The sequence below is a fragment of the Nocardioides sp. CER19 genome, from assembly GCF_029846275.1.
GTDB lineage: Bacteria > Actinomycetota > Actinomycetes > Propionibacteriales > Nocardioidaceae > Nocardioides.
Map to the genome: position 1 here is coordinate 949,462 of NZ_JARVWS010000001.1, position 19,113 is coordinate 968,574.

Consider the following 19,113-nt stretch of genomic DNA (forward strand, 5'->3'; position numbering starts at 1 on the left):
CCGGTAGCGTCGGAGCCGTGACCGGGATGCGAAGCGTCGAGCCTGTCGAGATGAGCTACCGCCCCTTGGGCGACTCCGGCCTGATGGTGAGTGCGGTCGGCATCGGCTGCAACGCCTTCGGCCGCCGCGTGGACCTCGACGGGGTCAAGGACATCCTCGCCGCCGCTCGCGAGACCGGCGTGACGCTGCTCGACACGGCCGACATCTACGGCGGTGCCGGCGTGTCGGAGGAGCTGCTCGGCGAGGCGCTCACCGGGCAGCGCGACTCCTTCGTGGTCGCCACGAAGTTCGGCCAGGACATGGGCGGCGCCAACGGCGAGGACTTCGGTGCGCGCGGGTCGCGGCGCTACCTCCGCCGCGCGGTCGAGGCGTCGCTGCGGCGGCTGCGCACGGACCACATCGACCTCTACCAGCTGCATCTCCCTGACCCGATGACGCCGATCGAGGAGACGCTGAGCGCGCTGACCGACCTCGTCCGCGAGGGGAAGGTCATCTACCTGGGGTGCTCCAACTTCGCCGGGTGGCAGATCGCGGACGCGGCGTGGATCTCTCGGACCGCCGGGCTGGAGTCGTTCGTCTCGGTGCAGAACCAGTACTCGCTGCTCACCCGCGACATCGAGGCCGAGGTCGTCCCGGCCGCCGAGCGGTTCGGGCTCGGCGTACTGCCGTTCTTCCCGCTCGAGGCGGGCCTGCTCACCGGGAAGTACCGGCGCGGCGAGGCGGCCCCGGCCGGCTCCCGCTTCGCCGTCGAGCCGGGTCGCGGCCAGTGGCTCGCGAACGCCGACTGGGACCGCATCGAGGCGTTCGAGAAGTACGCCGCCGCGCGCGACCTCTCGCCGCTCGAGGTCGCCATCGCGGGACTCGCGGCACAGCCCGGCGTCTCGTCGGTGATCTCGGGCGCGACCTCGGGCGACCAGGTGCGCGCGAACGCGGCCGCGCTGCGGTGGGTGCCGACCGCTGCGGACCTGGTCGAGCTCGACGAGATCACGAAGGGCTGACACCCGGATCTCGAGGGCTGGTCTCGATACGCCCGCTCGTTCCTCGCGGGCTACTCGACCAGCGGACGCGGGCTACTCGACCCAGCGGACCGCGGGCTACTCGCCCAGCGGACCGCGGGCTCCTCGACCAGCGGACAGCGGGCTCCTCGACCAGCGAAGGCTCGTTGGTCGAGTAGCGAGCGCCAGCGAGCGTATCGAGACCAGGAGGTCAAGCGGGCAACGACCAGTCCATGGGCTCGCCGCCCTGATCGACGAGCAGCTGGTTGACGCGGGAGAACGGGCGGGAGCCGAAGAAGCCGCGGTGTGCGGAGAGCGGCGAGGGGTGCACCGACTCGACGCACGGGACGCCGCCGAGCAACGGCTTCAGGGACTGCGCCTGGCGGCCCCAGAGGATCGCGGCCAGCGGGCCGCCCCGCGCGGCGAGGGCGGAGATCGCGCAGGAGGTGACCTCCTCCCAGCCCTTGCCGGCGTGTGACGCCGACGCCCCCGGGCGCACGGTGAGCGCCCGGTTGAGCAGCATGACGCCGCGGTCGGCCCAGCCGGACAGGTCGCCGTGCTCGGGCGGCGTGACGCCCAGGTCGGAGGCGAGCTCCTTGTAGATGTTCTGCAGCGACGCCGGCAGCGGGCGCACGTGCTCCTCGACCGCGAAGGACAGCCCGATCGGGTGCCCCGGGGTCGGGTACGGGTCCTGGCCGACGATGAGCACCCGCACGGACGCGAGCGGTCGCTGGAAGGCGCGGAAGACCCGGTCACCCGCAGGGAGGTACGGCCGGCCGAGCGCCAGCTCCCGGCGCAGGAAGTCGCCCATCGCGCCGATCCGCTCGTCGACCGGCGCGAGCGCCTGCGCCCAGTCCTCGGCGACGAGGCCCTTCGAGACGAGCCCGGCGAGCGCGCTCATCGGGGCACCTCGCACCGGCTCAGGCGGGCTGCCGCAGCCCGAAGGCGGTCGTGTAGACGCCGGTGTGGTCGGTCGCCCGCAGCGCCTGGCCGTGCCGGATCGCGCGGTAGCCGCTGAACCTCACGGTCGGGTCGGAGAAGAGCTGGTCGATGCGGGGCCGGGCGGTCGGGCACGACGACACGGTACCGATCGGCGAGACCAGCCCGTTCTGGCGCACCAGGCGACACGTGGACCGCTGGTTGAAGTCGCCGCCGAGGAAGAGCGAGAGCCGGCCGTCGTACGACGCCTGAAGACCGCGCAGCACCCGCATCTCACGCTGCCACGCGATCCGCTGCCAGCGGCCCTGGCCGCCCCGGTGGGTGTGGCTCGACGGGTGGTGGACGGCCAGTGCGGCGATCCGGGCGCCGGTGGCCCGGTCGCGCAGGATGGCCACGTTCTCGGGCACGCGCCGCCCGTGGTAGGTCACGGACCACAGCCGCACGGTGCGCTCGAGCCGGTAGGCGCGGGTGTCGTAGACGACGGCGCTCGTCTCCCCGCGTCCGCGTCCCGGGACGATGCCGTAGGCGCTGCCACCGACGCGCCGGAGGGCGCGGACCTGTCGGGTGCTGGCCTCGGCGAACATAGCCAGGGTCGCGTGCTGGGTGCGCAGCGCGCGGAGCAGGATCCGGGCCCGGTGCACGGCGGACCCGGGGTGGGCGAGGTGGTCGGTCCCGACGTTGGCCCAGAACGCGGCGCCGGTCGAGGTGCGCTCCGCCGGGCTGTTCGGCTGGTGGGCCCCGGACGGGGCGGCGGGGACGAGCAGCGCGGTGAGCGACGCGACGAGCAGGACGGCGCGGCCGAGCGAGGTCACGGAGGCCTTTCAGGTGGTCGACGGCGAGAGCGTGAAGCGGGCGCGGTAGACGGCGGGGTGGTCGGTGATCCGGCCGACGCGGCGACCGGACAGCGGCCGGTACCCACGGATGCGGACGGCGCGGTCGACGAGGAGCTGGTCGATCGGGGCGGAGCCGCGGCAGCGACGCTGCGCCACTGAGACGAGTCCGGCCCGGTGCGCCCGGCAGGCCACGGAGTCGCCGGCGTTGAAGTCGCCGGCGACGAAGACGGCCACCCGGCCGTCGTAGGCGCGGCGCACGTTCCTGACCTCCTGCAGCTCCCGCCGGAGAGCGCTGTCGCGCCAGCGGTCGCGGGGGTTGTGGACGGCGATCAGGGCGAGCAGGTCGCTGCTGGCGTGGTCGCGCAGCACCGCGACCGGGAGCCGGACCCGACGGCCGCCATAGCTGAACCCGCGGAACCGGTAGCTCTGCACGAGGTCGTAGGCGGTCGTGTCCCAGAACACGCCGACGGTGTTGCCGCGGCCGCCTGTGAGGAGCTGGTAGGTCGGCGCCGCCCGGCGGAACGCCACGACCTGGCTGTGCTCCACCTCGGCGAGCGCGCCCAGCCCGATGTCGGCGCGCTCGACCAGCCGCACCAGCCGGCGCATGCGCTGCGGGCCCGAGCTCGCGCCCCGCGCCGCCGTGTGGTGGGCGGCCCAGGCGTTCGCCCAGAAGAACGTCCCCGTGGCGCCGGCGGGCTGGGCATCGGCTCGCCCCGGCGCGGCCGGGACGGCCATCAGCACTGCGGCGGCGAGGACGACGAGGCGCCTCGGTGCACGGCGTCGTGGTCGGCGCACGGATCCACCTCTCGGGGCGTCGTCGGGCTTCCTGGCGACCACGTTGCCTCAGCGAGCGGCCTCCGGGCCAGTCGACACGACCTCGACGGCCAAGGGTTCACGTGCCGGTCGACCCGCCGTCAGCACCGGTCGGCCGAGGGGTCGGTCATGGAGTACCCGGGACGATGGGTACCTTGCGCACATGAGGTTCGGAGTCTTCGTCCCGCAGGGCTGGCGCTATGACCTGGTGGGCATCGATCCCGCCGATCAGTGGACGACGATGCGCGACCTCGCGCGTCGCTTCGACGGCGTCGAGGCCTGGGAGTCCCTCTGGGTCTACGACCACTTCCACACGACGCCGGAGCCGTCCGAGGAGGCCACCCACGAGGCGTGGACCCTGATGGCGGCGTTCGCGGCCGACACGTCGCGCATCCGGCTCGGCCAGATGTGCACCTGCATGGCCTATCGCAACCCGGCGTACCTGGCGAAGGTCGCGGCGACCGTCGACCACGTCTCCTCGGGGCGGATCGAGATGGGCATCGGCGGCGGCTGGTACGAGCACGAGTGGCGCGCCTACGGCTACGGCTTCCCGGGGCCGAAGGAGCGGCTCGGCCGCCTCCGCGAGGGCGTCGAGATCTTCCGCCAGGCGTGGACCAAGGGGACCGCGACGCTCGACGGCGAGTACTACCAGGTCGACGGCGCCATCTGCCGCCCGCTGCCGCTGCAGCAGGGGCCGAGCGGCATCCCGCTGTGGATCGCGGGCGGTGGCGAGAAGGTCACCCTCAAGATCGCGGCGCAGTACGCCGACTACACCAACTTCGACGGGTCGCCCGAGGGCTTCACGCACAAGTCGGCGCTGCTCGAGGAGCACTGCCGCACGGTCGGCCGCGACTTCGGCGAGATCACCCGGTCGGCCAACTACAACACGTTCATCGGGACGACCGAGGCCGAGGTGGAGGACCGGAAGGCCCGCTTCACCGACCGCTTCCAGCAGGTGCTGGGCGAAGCGCGCGGCGCCGAGTACGCCGCCCAGATCCTCTCCGGGGCCCTCGCCGGCACGCCCGAGCAGATCGTCGAGCGGCTCTCGGCCGTCGGTGACCTGGGCATGTCCTACTTCATCGGCTACTTCCCGGAGCTGGCCTACGACACCTCGGGAGTGGAGCTCTTCGAGCGCGAGGTCGTCCCCGCGCTCGCCTGAGGCCTCCGGGCGCCGCTCGCGCCGAGAGCCGCGACCGGCTCAGCCACCGCGGGTGATGTAGCGAGCCGCGTCGAAGCCCGCGCCGCCGTGCAGGTCGTCCTCGGTGTCGCTCGCGGCGTGCTCGTCCAGCCAGACGACGGCGGCGTCGCGGTGACGGCTCGCCACGAGGACGTACGCGATGAGGTTCGCCTCGCGACACGTGACGTGCGGGCCGATCCGCTCGGCCGTCCTCGGGCGACCGAAGACGAGGGCGAGACCGTCCAAGGCCTCCTCCAGGTCACGACCTTCGTCGCGCCCGGCGCGAAGCATGCGAACAAGAGCCGGGTCCGCGCCCATGGGTTCCGCGTACCCAGACTCGCCGGACGACATTCACGTCCGCATCCAGGTCGGGATCCACGTCGGAATCCACGTCGGAATCCACGTCGGCATTCACGGGGCGCACGAGGGTTCGCAGAGCGTCTCGCCGGTTACCGCGAAGGCACGGCAGCTCGGTCTGCCGACGTGTCCAGGAGGGGAGCGCCTGATGACCGGAAGCGGGGGTGGCTACCTCGCGCGCCCGGCCCCCAGCGGCCTGGCGGACGTCCTCGAGATCGTCCTCGACAAGGGCATCGTCGTGGACGCCTACGCCCGCGTCGCGCTCATGGGCATCGAGCTGGTGACCGTCGACGCGCGGGTCGTCGTGAGCAGCGTCGACACCTACCTCCGGTTCGCGGAGGCGACCAACCGTCTCGACCTCATCGACCGCGGTCCTCCCTCGCTCGCCGACGTCATCGAGGAAGGGGTCGGCCGCACGATCGAGAACGTCGCCTCCCACGTCGTCGAGAACAAGGTCGAAGAGGGCATCGAGAAGGTCGAGGAGGTCGCCGAGCACCTCGGTCCGGTGGCGGAGACCGTTGTCGAGGGTGCCGAGAAGCTGGTGGCGAAGGTCGTGGAGAAGGTCGTCCCCGACCCCGAGGACTGAACGGCGCTAGATCGTCGCGCGCACCGGCCGGGACAGCCGGTCCAGGAACGCGACGAGGACCGCCTCCCGGGTGGCCGGCGAGGCGAGGTCGAGCAGCGCGTTGACGGGCGCCATCCGGTCGGGGAGGGCCACGCCCTCGCCGGCGAGGCCGGCGAAGGCGAGCAGGCCGTCGAAGTCGTCGTCGCTGAGCGTCGTCGGGTCGAGCGCGGTCACGAAGTCGGCGACGCCGGCGTCGACCGCCACCGGTCCGGCGGCGACGGCCGCCTCGACCGCGGCTGCCAGTGCGTCGAGGAACTCCGGCACGTGCGGCAGCGTCGCGGCCGAGAGCGACAGGTGGACGGTCGCCGGCAGCCCGGCGAAGGAGAGCTGCGGCTGGACGAACCAGCCACGGGCGACCAGCTCGTCGATGAGGGTGAACGGGTCGAGCGTGTCGTCGGTCGTGAAGGCGACCAGCGTCGAGTCCGGGTGGGCGACGAGCCGCAGCGGCGGAAGGGCCGCGATCCCGGCGACGACGAGGTCGACCGCCTCGAAGACCTGGCCGGCCAGGGCGGCGTACCCCTCGGAGCCGATGGCCTGCGTGACGGCCCAGGCGCCGGCGAGCGGCCCGCCCGACTTCGTCGACTGGAGCGTGGAGTTGAGCATCGTGTAGCCGGGCCAGGCGGCGGAGGCGAAGTATTGCGGCCGTCGGAGCTCGGGGGTGCGGTGCAGGAGCAGCGAGGTGCCCTTCGGGGCGTAGGCGTACTTGTGGGTGTCGACGGAGATCGAGGTGACGCCCTCGACCGCGAACGTCCACGGCGGCACGTCGCGTCCGATCCGCGGCGCGAACGGCAGCACCCAGCCACCGATGCAGGCGTCGACGTGGCACCGCACGCCGGCCGCAGCGGCCGCGGCCGCGATCGCCGGGACCGGGTCGACCACCCCGTGCGCGTACGACGGCGCGCTGGCCACGACGAGCACCGTGCTCTCGTCGATGGCGGCCGCCATCGCGTCCGCATCGGCCCGGAAGTCGGGCCCGACCGGGACGACCACCGGCTCGACCCCGAAGTAGTGCGCCGCCTTGTGGAAGGCGGCGTGGGCGGTCGACGGGATCACCATCCGTGGCCGGACGACGTCCGGGCGCGCGTCCCGGGCACCCTGGACGGCCAGCAGCACCGACTCCGTGCCCCCGCTGGTGACCGTGCCGACCGCGGTGTCGGGAGCGTCCAGCAGGCCACACGCGTAGCCGACCAGCTCGTTCTCCATCTGGAGCATGCTCGGGAAGGCGGTCGGGTCGAGGCCGTTCGAGCCGGCGTAGGCGGCCACGGCCTCGCGCCCGATCGCGTCGACGTCGGGCAGCCCGGAGTCGTAGACGTAGGCGAGGGTCCGGCCACCGTGGACGGGCAGGTCGGCGGCCTGCAGCTGGCGCAGCCGGGTCAGCGGGTCGGTCATGCGGACACCCTCTCAGCCGAGCCGACGACGTCCGCGCTCAGCGAGTAGCGGCGCAGCCACCAGAGGCTGGCGACGACGAGCACGGCGGGCACCACGCCGAAGCCGAGCGTGATCGCGGTGAGGGCCGAGTCGGGCTGGGTGGTGCCGCCGGTGGTCGACGAGCGGTAGCCGCCGACGGCGAGCACCAGCGCGAACAGGCCGGGGCCGAGGGCGAGGCCGAGGGTCTCCCCGGCGGTCCAGACGCCCGTGTAGACGCCGACCCGCGACGAGCCGGTCCGCCGGGCGTCCACGGCGGCGGCGTCGGGCAGCATCGCCATGGGGAACATCTGGCAGCCGGCGTAGCCCACGCCGGCCAGCGCTGTGCACAGGTAGACCACCGGCAGGGGCGCGACCTGGGCGGTCGCCGTACCCAGCGCGCCGACTGCCAGGAACACCGAGGACCACGTGTAGCCGGTCCGCTTGCCGACGCGGGCGCCGACCCGCGCCCACACCGGGGTGAGGAGCAGCGCGGGTCCGACGAAGCAGACGAACAGGACGGTCGACGCCGCCGTGCGGTCGAGCACGTCCGAGGCCAGGTAGTCGACGCCCGCGAGCATCGCGCCGGTCGCCAGCGCCTGCACGATGAAGGTCGTCAGCAGCAGCCGGAAGTCCCGCGCGCCCGCGACGATGCGGAGCTGGTCGCGCAGCCCGCCGGCGCCGGCGGTCACGGTCCTGACGGGAGCGCGCCGCGTGCCGACGTACGCCGAGACGACGCCGACCAGCATGAGGCAGGCCATCAGCAGGCCCATCACGCGGTAGCCGTCCCGGCCGCCGACGGCGTCGCGGATCGCCGGAGCGGTGCCGCCTGCGACGAGGATCGTGAGGGCGAGGATCGCCACCCGCCAGGTCATCAGGCGGGTGCGCTCGTCGTAGGAGTCGGTCAGCTCGGCGGGCATCGCGACGTAGGGCACCTGGAAGAACGCGTACGCCGTCGCGGTGGCCAGGAACACCAGCAGCACCCACGCGGCCTCGGCGGCCAGCGGCATCGACGGCGCCGCGAACAGCAGCGCGAAGCCGGCTGCCAGCCCGAGGCCGCCGCGCAGCAGCCACGGACGGCGCGGGCCGCGCGGGTCGACGGTGCGGTCGGAGAGCCGGCCGGCGTAGGGGTTGAGGACGACGTCCCACGCCTTCGGCAGCAGCACGATCGCGCCGGCCAGAAGGGCGGCCACGCCGAGGGTGTCGGTGAGGTAGGGCAGCAGCATCAGCCCCGGCACGGTCCCGAACGCGCCGGTCGCGACCGAGCCGGAGCCGTAGCCGGCGCGCACGGCGCGCCCGAGGGGAGGCATGGCGGAAACGTACCGGCCGTCGCGCGCCGGCGGGCGACTTCGGCGAGGACTCGGGAGGCCTCGGGAGGACTCGGTAGGACTCGGGCTAGGACTTGCGGGCGGGCCGCAGCGTCTTGCCGTGGCTGCCCGGGACCCCGGCGAGAGACGTCATGTACTCGGCCGCCCACGCCGCGACGTCGTGCTGCCGGATGGTCCGGCGCATCGCCCGCATCCGGCGGGCCAGCTCGCGGTCCTCGGCCCGGTAGGCGTCGAGCAGGGCCTGCTTCATGCCGTTGAGGTCGTAGGGGTTGACCAGCCACGCCTGGCGCAGCTCGTCGGCCGCGCCGGCGAACTCGGAGAGGACGAGCGCGCCGTCGTCGGAGGCCCGGCAGGCGACGTACTCCTTGGCGACGAGGTTCATGCCGTCGCGGTAGGGCGTCACGACCATGACGTCGGCGGTGCGGTAGAGCGCGGCCATCTCCTCCCGCGGGTAGGAGGAGTGCAGGTAGTGGATGGCGGGGCGCCCGAGCTTGCCATGGTCGCCGTTGATGCGGCCGACGAGGCGCTCGATGTCGTCGCGGAGCACCTTGTACTCCTCGACCTGCTCGCGACTGGGCACCGCGACCTGCACGAATACCGCGTCGTCGACATCGAGGTTGCCGTCGGCGATGACCTCGGCGAAGGCGCGCAGCCGTGCGTAGATGCCCTTCGTGTAGTCGAGCCGGTCGACGCCGAGGAAGACCTTGCGCGGGTTGCCGAGTGCCTCGCGGATCTCCTTGGACCGCTCGAGCACCGGCTCGGTCTGGGCGAGCTGCTCGAGGCCTGCCGCGTCGATCGAGATGGGGAAGGCGGCGGCCCGGACGGTACGGCCGTCGGGGAGGTAGACGAGGTCGCGGTGGGTCTTGTGGCCGACCCGCTGCCGGACCAGCCGGATGAAGTTCTGGGCCGCCCCCGAGAGCTGGAAGCCGACCAGGTCGGCGCCGAGCAGCCCCTCGAGGATCTGGCGACGCCACGGCAGCTGCTGGAACAGCTCGGTGGGCGGGAACGGGATGTGCAGGTAGAAGCCGATCGTCAGGTCGGGCCGCAGGTCGCGCAGCATCGCGGGAACCAGCTGCAGCTGGTAGTCGTGCACCCACACGGTGGCGCCCTCGGAGGCGAGCTCGGCGGCCTTCTCGGCGAAGCGACGGTTGACGCGCTGGTAGGTGTCCCACCACTCGCGGTGGAACGACGGCCGGGCCGCCAGGTCGTGGTAGAGCGGCCAGAGCGTTCCGTTGGAGAAGCCCTCGTAGTGCTCCTCGATCTCCTCGGGGGACATCGACAGCGGCACCAGATGCAGGCCGTCTTCGGTGAACGGCTCCATCCCGGTGTCGGTGCCGCCGGGCCAGCCGATCCAGACCCCGTCGTTCTCGCGGAGCACCGGCTCGATCGCCGTGACGAGCCCGCCGGGTGAGGTGCGCCAGCCCTTCGTGCCGTCGCTGTTGGTGACCCGGTCCACCGGGAGACGGTTCGCGACCACCACGAGATCGGCCTGCATGCTCTTGACCATAGCCGGGTTCAGATACCCCGCGGACGCCGCCCGCAAGCGTCCGACCGCGGAATCGGTGGGACGGCTGCGTCACCGGTCAGGAGAACTGCACACCGACCTGGCGTCGTACGTCGTCCATCTGGCGCAGCAGCGCGAGCGTCTGCGCGTGCGGGACGAGCGGCGACTCACGCAGGCCTTCGCGCAGGCAGCGGCCGACCTCGGCGATCTCGTTGCCGTAGCCGGCGCCGATCAGCGGGCCGTCGGGCTCGATCTCGACCGGCTCGACGGGAGCCTCGTCGGCGGTCCAGTCGGCGATCGCCGGCTTCGGCGTGAAGACGGCCCGGCTGGGGTGGTGGAAGTCGTCGAGGTCGATCCGGCCGGTGTCGGTGGCGATCTGCGCCGCCCGGGAGGACCAGGAGGTGATCGACGCGGTCAGGGTCGCGAGCACGCCGCGGGGGTAGCGCGCGACGATCGCGACGTCGGTGTCGTAGGTGCCGCCCGGCGCGCTCCGCGTGTCCGCGAGGGCTGAGGTCGCCTCCGCCTCGCCGAACAGCAGGTGGGCGACGGTGAGCGGGTAGACGCCCATGTCGAGCAGCGCCGACGCGCCGAGCGCGGGGTCGAACATCCGGTCGCCGGCGTCGCCCGTGACCACGAAGCCGAGCTCGGCGTGGAAGTGTCGCGGCGTCCCGAACTCGCCGGCGGCCAGCCGGCGCCGCAGCGCCGCGATCGTCGGGTGGCAGGCGGTCCACATCGCCTCCATGAGGAAGCGGTCGTGCCGGCGGGCGAGGGCGACCATCTCCTCGGCCTCGGCCGAGGACAGCGTGAGCGGCTTCTCGCACAGCACGTGCTTGCCGGCCTCGAACGCGAGGCGCGCGTTGTCGAGGTGGAAGGCGTGCGGCGTCGCGATGTAGACGACGTCGACGTCCGGGTCGGCGACGAGCTCCTCGTAGGAGCCGTGCGGGCGTCCGCCGTGCTCGGCGGCGAACGCCTCGGCCGACCCGAGGCGGCGCGACCCGACCGCGACCAGCTCGGCGCCGGGCGTCCGGTGGAGGTCGCGGGCGAACGTGTGGGCGATCTTGCCGGTGGCGAGGATGCCCCACCGGACGGGAGTGTCGTGGCTCACGCGGACAACGTAGCGACCTACCTGGCGACGGATCTGCGCCGGCCACGGCCGCGTGGATCGGCTCCGCCGGCGCGGCAGGCACGCCGCGCAGAAGAACTACATCGGTGTGATTCCTCGTCTACAGTGGTGGGCGACGTACGACCAGCATCACCAAGGACGGGGGAGCCGATGGCCGCGGAGAACGCCGCCTCACCGAGCGAGGTCCAGGGCCCGGCGCTCAGCGAGCGCGACCGCGAGATTCTCGACTTCGAGCGTCAGTGGTGGAAGTACGCCGGGGCCAAGGAGACGGCCGTCCGGGAGAAGTTCGACATGTCCGCCACCCGCTACTACCAGGTCCTCAACGCCCTCATCGACCGTCCCGAGGCACTCGAGGCCGACCCGCTGCTGGTGCGTCGCCTGCGTCGCCTGCGCGCCGCCCGCCAGCGCCAGCGCTCCGCCCGCCGCCTCGGCTTCGAGATCTGAGCCGGGCCATGGGTCGCAGGGACCAGCGCGGCGTCGTCCTCCCCTCGCCGGTGATGATGCTCAGCATCGTCGCCGTGCTCATGGCTGCGGTGGCCTTCGTGGCCACCCGCGGTGACGGGCCGAAGGAACGCGAGATCTCCACCGTCTCCCAGCCGGAGCCCTCGGCGACGCCGACCCCGACCCCGACCCAGACCACGGCCCCGAAGCCGACGCACACGCCCAAGCCGGTGGTCCGCAAGAAGGTCATGGTCGAGGTCTTCAACAACACCCCGACCAAGGGCCTGGCCAGCACGGTCAGCCAGAAGGCCTCGACGATCGGGTGGCAGGTCGTCGGCGCCGACAACTGGTACGGCAGCGTCCCGGCGACCACCGTCTACTACCCCGAGAAGCTGAAGCGCGAGGGCAAGCAGCTCGCCCTCGACCTCGGCGTCAAGCGCACCGCCAAGGCGGTCGACCCGATGAAGCTCGACCGGCTGACGATCATCCTCACCGGCCCGCTGCACTGACGGTGTGTCCGAGCGGTTTTCTGGCACGGACCGTCGCGTCGTAGGCTCGACGGCCGCGCGGCCGCACCTGCGGTCGGCGTACGTGTCTGGAGGAGTCGCCCGTTGAACCGCCGCCGCGACATCCAGGGGCTGCGCGCGATCGCGGTCGGGCTGGTCGTTGCGGCGCACGCCGGCGTCCCGGGCCTGCAGGGCGGCTTCATCGGCGTCGACGTCTTCTTCGTCATCTCCGGGTTCCTGATCACCGGCATGCTGCTCAGCGAGGGGCGGCGGACCGAGCGGATCAGCCTCAAGGACTTCTACGCGCGGCGCGCCCGCCGGATCCTGCCGGCCGCCACGCTGGTGCTGGTCGTGACGCTGGCCTACGTCTCGTTCGTCGGCTCGGTCGCCCGCACCCACCAGGCCCGCGGTGACGCGCTGTGGTCGGCCGGCTTCCTGGCCAACGTGCACTTCGCGCGCACCGGCGCCGACTACTTCAGCACCGACCTGCCGTCCGCGTTCCAGCACTACTGGTCCCTCGGCGTGGAGGAGCAGTTCTACCTGCTCTGGCCGCTGGTCATCGCGCTGCTCGTCCGAGGGCGGGCCCGCCGCGGCATCGTCCTCGCGGTGACCGGCACGCTCGTGCTCGCCTCGTTCGCGTGGTCGCTGCGGGTGACCGACCTCGACCCGTCCGGCGCCTACTTCTCGACGCCCGCCCGCGGCTACGAGCTCGGCGGCGGCGCGCTGCTCGCCGTGCTCGCGCCCCGCGTCCCGAGGACGGCGCAGTGGCTCCTCGGCATCACCGGCGCCGTCGTCCTCGGCTGGGACGCGGTGGTCGTCGACGCCGACACGGCGTTCCCGGGCTGGCAGGCCGTGATCCCGGTGGCAGCGACGATGGCACTGCTCGCGGCGCGCCGCGGCCCGGTGGCGACGGCGCTCTCCTGGGCGCCGCTGCGCCGGCTGGGTGACATCTCGTTCTCGGTCTACCTCTGGCACTGGCCGCTGCTGGTGCTCGGCGAGTCCCGGCTCCCGAAGGAGTGGAGCCACGCCGAGCGCGTGTCCCTGCTCCTGGCGCTCACGCTGGTCGTGTCGGTGCTCAGCTATCTGCTCGTCGAGCGGACCTTCCAGCGCGGCCTACCGGCGCTGCACGGCCCGCGCGCTCTCGTGCTCTGGCCCGCCACGCTGTCGCTGGTCGTGGGCTCGGCGATCGTCGCGACGTCTCACGCGGACGCGGTCATGGCCCGTGAGCGCGGGGACTCGGACCGCTGGTTCGCGGCGCACCCGGAGGCGAAGGTCGAGCCCGAGCCGGCCAGCATCCCCGACACCGTCGCGCAGGCCGTCGCCGTCGCCCGCGGCGGCGCCCCGCTGCCCGCGGTCGACCTCGACGCCCAGGCGAAGGACGTCTGGCGGACCGACTTCCCCTGCTACGCCGACTTCGACACGTCCACCACCCGGCTGTGCACGTTCGGCGACAAGACGGCCGACCCGCTCGTGGTCGTCTACGGCGACTCACACGCGGGCATGTGGCTGCCGGCGCTCGACGCGATCGGCAAGACGCAGCACTTCCGCGTCGTACCGCTCGTCAAGTCGTCGTGCACGCCCTTCGACGTGCCGCAGAGCCTCGGCTCGCACGACTACAAGGGGTGCGTCGCGTTCCACTCCTGGGCCGCCGCCCAGATCGCCCGGCTGAAGCCCGACACGGTCGTCATCGGCTACCGCGGGCTCTACCAGACCCGCACCCGCGCCGGCATGAGCAAGGAGCGCACCTGGCAGGCCGGCGTCGCGTCGACCGTCGGGAGGCTGACGGCGATCACTCCCGACGTCGTCGTGCTCGGCGACATCCCCCAGCGCACGCTGCCGGCGCCCGAGTGCCTGAGCACGCCCGGCGCGGACCAGGCGACGTGCCTGTCGCCGGTCGGCGGCGACGGCATCGTCTCCAACCGGTTCACGGTCCAGGGCATGGCCGGCACCGGGGCCCGGTTCGTCGACCCGCGCTCGCTCGTCTGCTCCGCCGGCGTGTGCCCGCTGGTCGTCGGCGACGACGTGGTCTTCTACGACGACGACCACATCACCGCCTCGTGGTCGCGGGTGGTCGCGCCCGGGCTCGCCGCGCTCACCGCACCCCTGGCCGGAACCAGACCCGCCACCTGACGTTCGCGGCGGGGGCGTTCCGGGCCGATGGGCGGACATGGTTGGCTTGAGGCCATGCAGTTCGTCTCACCCGAGGGGGAGCAGCGGTACGACGCGCTGGTGGCCGCGGCGCCCGGCGTGATCGTCGCCCTCGACTTCGACGGGACGCTCTCTCCCATCGTCGACGACCCCGCCCAGGCCCACATCCACCCCGACGCCGGCGAGGTCCTGGTCGCCCTGGCCCGCAAGGTGCGCGCGATTGCCGTGGTCACCGGGCGCCCCGCGCGCCAGGTGCTCGACCTCGGCGGGCTCGAGGCCGTCGGCGACGCCGTCGCCGCTGCCGGCAAGGAGCTCTACGTCTTCGGCCAGTACGGCAACGAGCGGTGGAGCGCCTCCCAGCGGTCGATCGTCGGCCCGCGTCCGCCGCAGGGCCTGGCGACGTTCCTGCGCGACCTCCCGCGCACCCTGCGCACGGCCGGCGCCGCCGACGCCTACGTCGAGGAGAAGGGGCTCGCGGTCGCCGTACACACCCGGCGGCTGCCGGACGCGGAGGCGGCGTTCGAGCGCCTGCTCCCGGTGCTGAGGGAGCAGGCCGACGCCCACGACCTCGTCGTCGAGCCGGGCCGCAACGTCATCGAGGTGCGCTCCGGCGGGATGGACAAGGGCCTCGTCGTCGATCGGCTGATCACCCAGCTCGACGCCAAGGGCTTCCTGTTCGGCGGCGACGACCTCGGGGACGTCGAGGCGTTCGAGACCGTGGCAGCCTACGCCGCCGAGGGCCTGCCCACGCTCCTCGTCTGCTCGGCCTCCGACGAGCAGTCGGCGCTGGTGCCGCTCTCGGACGTGGTCGTCGACGGCCCCGACGGTGTGCTCGACATCCTGCGTCGGCTGGTCGACGACATCCCGGGCTGACGGCTGATCGGACCAGGTCTCGAAGATCGCTGGTCGACTAGCGAGCGCCAGCGAGCGTATCGAGACCCTCCGGCCGGCCGCCCTGTCCGCCCAAGGCGAACACCGGGAAGCATCTCTGCCGCAGGGAAGTTGAGCCTTCACAACTCAACTCCAGGAGGGTCCCCGTGGATCGTCTTCCCGTTCTCTTCGTCTCGGACCTCGTCGTGCTCCCGGGCATGGTCGTGCCGATCGCCCTGGACGAGGCCGCCCAGGCCGCCGTCGACGCAGCGCGCGCCAGCAGCGACGGCCGGGTGCTCGTCGCGCCCCGGCTCGAGGACCGCTACGCGTCGTACGGCGCCGTCGCGACCATCGACCGCGTCGGTCGCTTCTCCGGCGGCGGCCCGGCCGCCGTCCTGCGGGCCGAGTCCCGCGCCCGCATCGGCTCCGGCGTCACCGGCCCCGGTGCCGCCCTGTGGGTCGAGGTCGACCCCGTCACCGAGACCGTCACGGACCACGCGCAGGAGCTGGCCGAGGAGTACAAGCGGCTCGTCGTCGCCGTGCTCCAGCGGCGCGAGGCGTGGCAGATCATCGACCAGGTCAGCCAGCTCACCGACCCCAGCCAGATCGCCGACACCGCCGGCTACGCGCCGTATCTCACGGACGACCGCAAGCGGGAGCTGCTCGAGACGCCTGAGGTCGAGGAGCGGCTCGAGAAGGTCATCGGCTGGACCCGTGACCACCTCGCCGAGTCGGAGCTGACCGACAAGATCAGCGAGGACGTCCGCGAGGGCATGGAGAAGTCGCAGCGCGAGTTCCTGCTGCGCCAGCAGCTCGCCGCGATCCGCAAGGAGCTCGGCGAGGGCGAGCCGGAGGGTGCCGACGACTACCGCGCCCGCGTCGAGGCCGCCGACCTGCCGGAGCACGTCCGCGAGGCCGCGCTCCGCGAGGTCGACAAGCTGGAGCGCGGTTCGGAGCAGAACCCCGAGACGTCGTGGATCCGCACGTGGCTCGACACGGTGCTCGACCTGCCGTGGAACGTCACGACGCAGGACTCGACCGACATCGAGGCCGCGCGTGCGGTGCTCGACGCCGACCACCACGGCCTCGACGAGGTGAAGGAGCGGATCGTCGAGTACCTCGCCGTCCGTGCCCGCCGTGCCGAGCGCGGCCTCCAGGTCATCGGCGGCCGCGGGAGCGGTGCCGTCATCCTGCTCGCCGGCCCTCCCGGCGTCGGCAAGACCTCGCTCGGCGAGTCAGTCGCCCGCGCGTTGGGCCGGAAGTTCGTCCGCGTCGCCCTCGGCGGCGTGCGGGACGAGGCGGAGATCCGCGGTCACCGGCGCACGTACGTCGGCGCGCTGCCCGGCCGCATCGTCCGGGCCGTGAAGGAGGCCGGCTCGATGAACCCGGTCGTCCTGCTCGACGAGGTCGACAAGGTCGGCGCCGACTACCGGGGCGACCCGGCGGCCGCGCTGCTCGAGGTGCTCGACCCGGCGCAGAACCACACGTTCCGCGACCACTACCTCGAGCTCGACCTCGACCTGTCCGACGTGGTCTTCATCGCCACGGCGAACGTCGTCGAGTCGATCCCGTCGGCACTGCTCGACCGCATGGAGCTGGTCGCGATCGACGGCTACACCGAGGACGACAAGGTCGCGATCGCCCGCGACTTCCTGCTGCCGCGGCAGCTGGAGCGGGCTGCCCTGACCGCTGACGAGGTGACGGTCGCCGACGACGCGCTGCGCGAGATGGCGGCGAACTACACCCGTGAGGCCGGCGTACGGCAGCTCGAGCGGCTGATCGCGAAGGCGCTGCGCAAGACCGCGACCCGCCTCGCGATGGGCGAGGAGCACGTCGACGTCGGCGTCGACGACCTGAAGGGCCTGGTCGGGCGGCCCCGGTTCACGCCGGAGTCAGCCGAGCGCACCGCCGTCCCGGGCGTCGCGACCGGGCTCGCGGTGACCGGGCTGGGCGGCGACGTCCTCTTCATCGAGGCCTCGGCCTCGGACGGCCAGCCGGGGCTCACCCTCACCGGCCAGCTGGGCGACGTGATGAAGGAGTCGGCGCGGATCGCGCTGTCCTACGTGCAGTCCCACGCGGCGGAGCTCGGCGTCGATCCGACGGTCCTCGACCGGCAGGTGCACGTCCACGTGCCCGCGGGAGCGGTACCCAAGGACGGGCCGAGCGCCGGCATCACGATGGTCACGGCGCTGGTCTCGCTGGCCACCGGGCGCCCCGTGCGCGGTGAGGTCGGCATGACCGGCGAGGTCACCCTCAACGGCCGGGTGCTGCCGATCGGCGGGCTCAAGCAGAAGCTGCTCGCCGCCCAGCGGGCAGGCCTGACCGAGGTGTTCGTCCCGCTCCGCAACGAGCCCGACCTCGACGACGTGCCGGCGGAGGTCCGCGACGCGCTGACGATCCACATCGTCGGCGATGTCCGTGACGTCGTACGCGGTGCGCTCGAGCCGGCGGACGTCGCCGGCGGAACGGCGCGGGCGACCGCTTCCGACGCCGCCTGACGCGGCCGCTTCGAGAGTCCGGATGCTGAGATTTTCGTCCGGCATCCGGACTCTCGATTTCTTCGCCCGGCTCCGGCGCCCCTAGAGTCAGACCTGCTCATCGAGAGGGACTGAGGGAACGGCCCGTTGAAGTCCCGGCAACCGCCACGAGCCTCCGCCGCCTGTGTGAGGTCGGTTCGTGGAAGAGGTGCTAATTCCGGCCCGACGCGAGATCCGCGCACGGGGAAGATGAGGAGGAGGACTCATGAGCGCAGTTGTGTCGGAGCTGGAGACCGTTCGCGAGGGTGCCTTCGGCAACGCCGTCGCCCTGTCGTGTCGCGAGTGCGGCGCGAAGGTCGACCTCGGGCCGTCGTACGCCTGCCCGGAGTGTTTCGGGCCACTCGAGGTGGCCTACGACTTCCCGGCGATCACCCGCGAGGACATCGCCGCCGGACCGGCGAACATCTGGCGCTACAAGGCGCTGCTGCCCGTGCCCACCGACATCGAGCAGAGCCCCAACACCGAGCCCGGCTTCACCCGGCTGCTGCGCGCCGACAACCTCGGCCGTGAGCTCGGCATCGCGTCGCTGTGGGTGAAGGACGACAGCACCAACCCGACCAACTCGTTCAAGGACCGCGTCGTCGCCTGCGCGCTGAGCGCCGCCCGCGAGTTCCACGCCAAGGTCTTCGCCTGCCCCTCGACCGGCAACCTCGCCAACGCGGTCGCCGCGGCCGGCGCCCGCGCCGGGATCCGCACGGTCGTCTTCATCCCGAGCAACCTCGAGCAGCCCAAGCAGGTCAACTCGGCCGTCTTCACCGACAGCCTGGTCGCCGTCGACGGCAACTACGACGACGTCAACAAGCTGGCCCAGGAGATCGCCGCCGAGGAGGAGGGCTGGGCCTTCGTCAACGTCAACGTCCGCCCGTTCTACGCCGAGGGCTCCAAGACGCTCGGCTACGAGATCGCCGAGCAGCTCGGCTGGCGGCTCCCCGACCAGATCGTCATCCCGGTGGCGTCCGGCTCGCAGCTGACCAAGGTGCACAAGGCGTTCCAGGAGCTCATCGCGCTCGGCCTCGTCGAGGACAAGCCCTACAAGGTGTTCGGCGCCCAGGCCGAGGGCTGCGGCCCGGTCGCGACCGCCTACAAGGCGGGCGTCGACGCGATCCGACCGGTCAAGCCCGACACCATCGCCAAGTCGCTCGCCATCGGCAACCCCGCCGACGGCATCTACGTCCTCGACATCACCCGCGCCACCGGCGGTGCCGTCGAGCAGGTGACCGACGACGAGATCCGCGACGCGATCGTGCTGCTGGCCCGCACCGAGGGCGTCTTCACCGAGACCGCCGGCGGCACGACCACGGCGGTGCTCAAGAAGCTGGTCGAGACCGGCCAGCTCGACACCTCGCTCGAGACGGTCATCATCAACACCGGTCACGGCCTGAAGACCCTCGACGCGGTCTCCGGCAGGGTCGGCCCGCGCGCCACCATCGCCGCCTCCTACGACGCCTTCGAGGCCGCCGGGCTGGCGTAGGTCGGCGGCCGCGGTCGGTTCACCGCCGGTTCACCGCTCCCG

The 19,113-nt window shown here is 72.7% G+C and carries 16 protein-coding genes, 1 pseudogene and 1 riboswitch; of the genes and pseudogenes, 9 read left to right on the plus strand and 8 right to left on the minus strand.

What is annotated here, in order from left to right; translation table 11 throughout:
• Positions 1 to 26 precede the first annotated feature (26 nt).
• The gene (locus QDS12_RS04610; protein WP_279878461.1) at positions 27 to 998 is read left to right on the plus strand and encodes an aldo/keto reductase; all 972 of its coding nucleotides are present in this window, start codon (positions 27 to 29) and stop codon (positions 996 to 998) included.
• 208 nt (positions 999 to 1,206) lie between these two features.
• Here the strand turns inward: QDS12_RS04610 and QDS12_RS04615 are convergent, their stop codons facing one another.
• From QDS12_RS04615 to QDS12_RS04625, 3 genes are read right to left on the minus strand one after another with little or no spacing between them, the layout of a single operon-like run.
• Entirely contained in the window at positions 1,207 to 1,896 is a 690-nt protein-coding gene (locus QDS12_RS04615) for a uracil-DNA glycosylase (protein WP_279877284.1), read from the minus strand.
• A gap of 19 nt (positions 1,897 to 1,915) precedes the next feature.
• Entirely contained in the window at positions 1,916 to 2,746 is an 831-nt protein-coding gene (locus tag QDS12_RS04620) for a hypothetical protein (RefSeq protein ID WP_279877285.1), read from the minus strand.
• A gap of 9 nt (positions 2,747 to 2,755) precedes the next feature.
• The gene (locus tag QDS12_RS04625) at positions 2,756 to 3,562 is read right to left on the minus strand and encodes an endonuclease/exonuclease/phosphatase family protein (RefSeq protein ID WP_279877286.1); all 807 of its coding nucleotides are present in this window, start codon (positions 3,560 to 3,562) and stop codon (positions 2,756 to 2,758) included.
• A 181-nt stretch (positions 3,563 to 3,743) separates the two neighbouring features.
• Between QDS12_RS04625 and QDS12_RS04630 the strand changes: the two genes are divergently transcribed.
• Complete coding sequence (locus tag QDS12_RS04630; RefSeq protein WP_279877288.1) at positions 3,744 to 4,739, plus strand: LLM class F420-dependent oxidoreductase; 996 nt, start codon at positions 3,744 to 3,746, stop codon at positions 4,737 to 4,739.
• Between the two features lie 39 nt (positions 4,740 to 4,778).
• Here the strand turns inward: QDS12_RS04630 and QDS12_RS04635 are convergent, their stop codons facing one another.
• Entirely contained in the window at positions 4,779 to 5,075 is a 297-nt protein-coding gene (locus tag QDS12_RS04635) for a hypothetical protein (RefSeq protein ID WP_279877289.1), read from the minus strand.
• Between the two features lie 187 nt (positions 5,076 to 5,262).
• Between QDS12_RS04635 and gvpJ the strand changes: the two are divergent.
• Positions 5,263 to 5,457: pseudogene (gene gvpJ / locus QDS12_RS22660) on the plus strand (gas vesicle protein GvpJ); the annotation flags it as partial.
• A 249-nt stretch (positions 5,458 to 5,706) separates the two neighbouring features.
• Here gvpJ and QDS12_RS04645 read toward each other — a convergent pair.
• The 4 genes from QDS12_RS04645 to QDS12_RS04660 all read right to left on the minus strand — a co-directional run bounded on the left by QDS12_RS04645 (position 5,707) and on the right by QDS12_RS04660 (position 11,080).
• Positions 5,707 to 7,128 carry an aminotransferase class V-fold PLP-dependent enzyme gene (locus QDS12_RS04645; RefSeq protein ID WP_279877292.1) on the minus strand — a complete coding sequence of 474 codons (1,422 nt, stop codon included), beginning with the start codon at positions 7,126 to 7,128 and terminating at the stop codon, positions 5,707 to 5,709.
• Positions 7,125 to 8,453, minus strand: coding sequence for an MFS transporter (locus QDS12_RS04650; protein ID WP_279877293.1), 1,329 nt, complete (start codon positions 8,451 to 8,453; stop codon positions 7,125 to 7,127). Before QDS12_RS04650 ends, QDS12_RS04645 begins: the two co-directional genes overlap by 4 nt.
• 85 nt (positions 8,454 to 8,538) lie before the next feature.
• Positions 8,539 to 9,978, minus strand: coding sequence for a trehalose-6-phosphate synthase (locus tag QDS12_RS04655; RefSeq protein WP_279877294.1), 1,440 nt, complete (start codon positions 9,976 to 9,978; stop codon positions 8,539 to 8,541).
• 76 nt (positions 9,979 to 10,054) lie between these two features.
• Complete coding sequence (locus QDS12_RS04660) at positions 10,055 to 11,080, minus strand: Gfo/Idh/MocA family oxidoreductase (RefSeq protein ID WP_279877295.1); 1,026 nt, start codon at positions 11,078 to 11,080, stop codon at positions 10,055 to 10,057.
• Positions 11,081 to 11,248: 168 nt separating this feature from the next.
• On the opposite strand from QDS12_RS04660, the gene QDS12_RS04665 reads away from it, so the two are divergent.
• The 6 genes from QDS12_RS04665 to thrC all read left to right on the plus strand — a co-directional run bounded on the left by QDS12_RS04665 (position 11,249) and on the right by thrC (position 19,071).
• A complete protein-coding gene (locus tag QDS12_RS04665) occupies positions 11,249 to 11,542 on the plus strand; it encodes a DUF3263 domain-containing protein (RefSeq protein ID WP_279877296.1) in 294 nt (97 codons plus the stop codon).
• Between the two features lie 8 nt (positions 11,543 to 11,550).
• Complete coding sequence (locus tag QDS12_RS04670) at positions 11,551 to 12,048, plus strand: LytR C-terminal domain-containing protein (RefSeq protein ID WP_279877297.1); 498 nt, start codon at positions 11,551 to 11,553, stop codon at positions 12,046 to 12,048.
• 102 nt (positions 12,049 to 12,150) lie between these two features.
• The gene (locus QDS12_RS04675) at positions 12,151 to 14,175 is read left to right on the plus strand and encodes an acyltransferase family protein (RefSeq protein WP_279877299.1); all 2,025 of its coding nucleotides are present in this window, start codon (positions 12,151 to 12,153) and stop codon (positions 14,173 to 14,175) included.
• A 54-nt stretch (positions 14,176 to 14,229) separates the two neighbouring features.
• A complete protein-coding gene (otsB, locus tag QDS12_RS04680; protein WP_279877300.1) occupies positions 14,230 to 15,066 on the plus strand; it encodes a trehalose-phosphatase in 837 nt (278 codons plus the stop codon).
• A gap of 164 nt (positions 15,067 to 15,230) precedes the next feature.
• On the plus strand, positions 15,231 to 17,561 hold the full coding sequence (lon, locus tag QDS12_RS04685; RefSeq protein ID WP_279877301.1) for an endopeptidase La: 2,331 nt from the start codon (positions 15,231 to 15,233) through the stop codon (positions 17,559 to 17,561).
• A 94-nt stretch (positions 17,562 to 17,655) separates the two neighbouring features.
• Positions 17,656 to 17,796, plus strand: a riboswitch (SAM riboswitch).
• 9 nt (positions 17,797 to 17,805) lie between these two features.
• Complete coding sequence (gene thrC / locus QDS12_RS04690) at positions 17,806 to 19,071, plus strand: threonine synthase (protein ID WP_279877302.1); 1,266 nt, start codon at positions 17,806 to 17,808, stop codon at positions 19,069 to 19,071.
• Positions 19,072 to 19,113 lie beyond the last annotated feature (42 nt).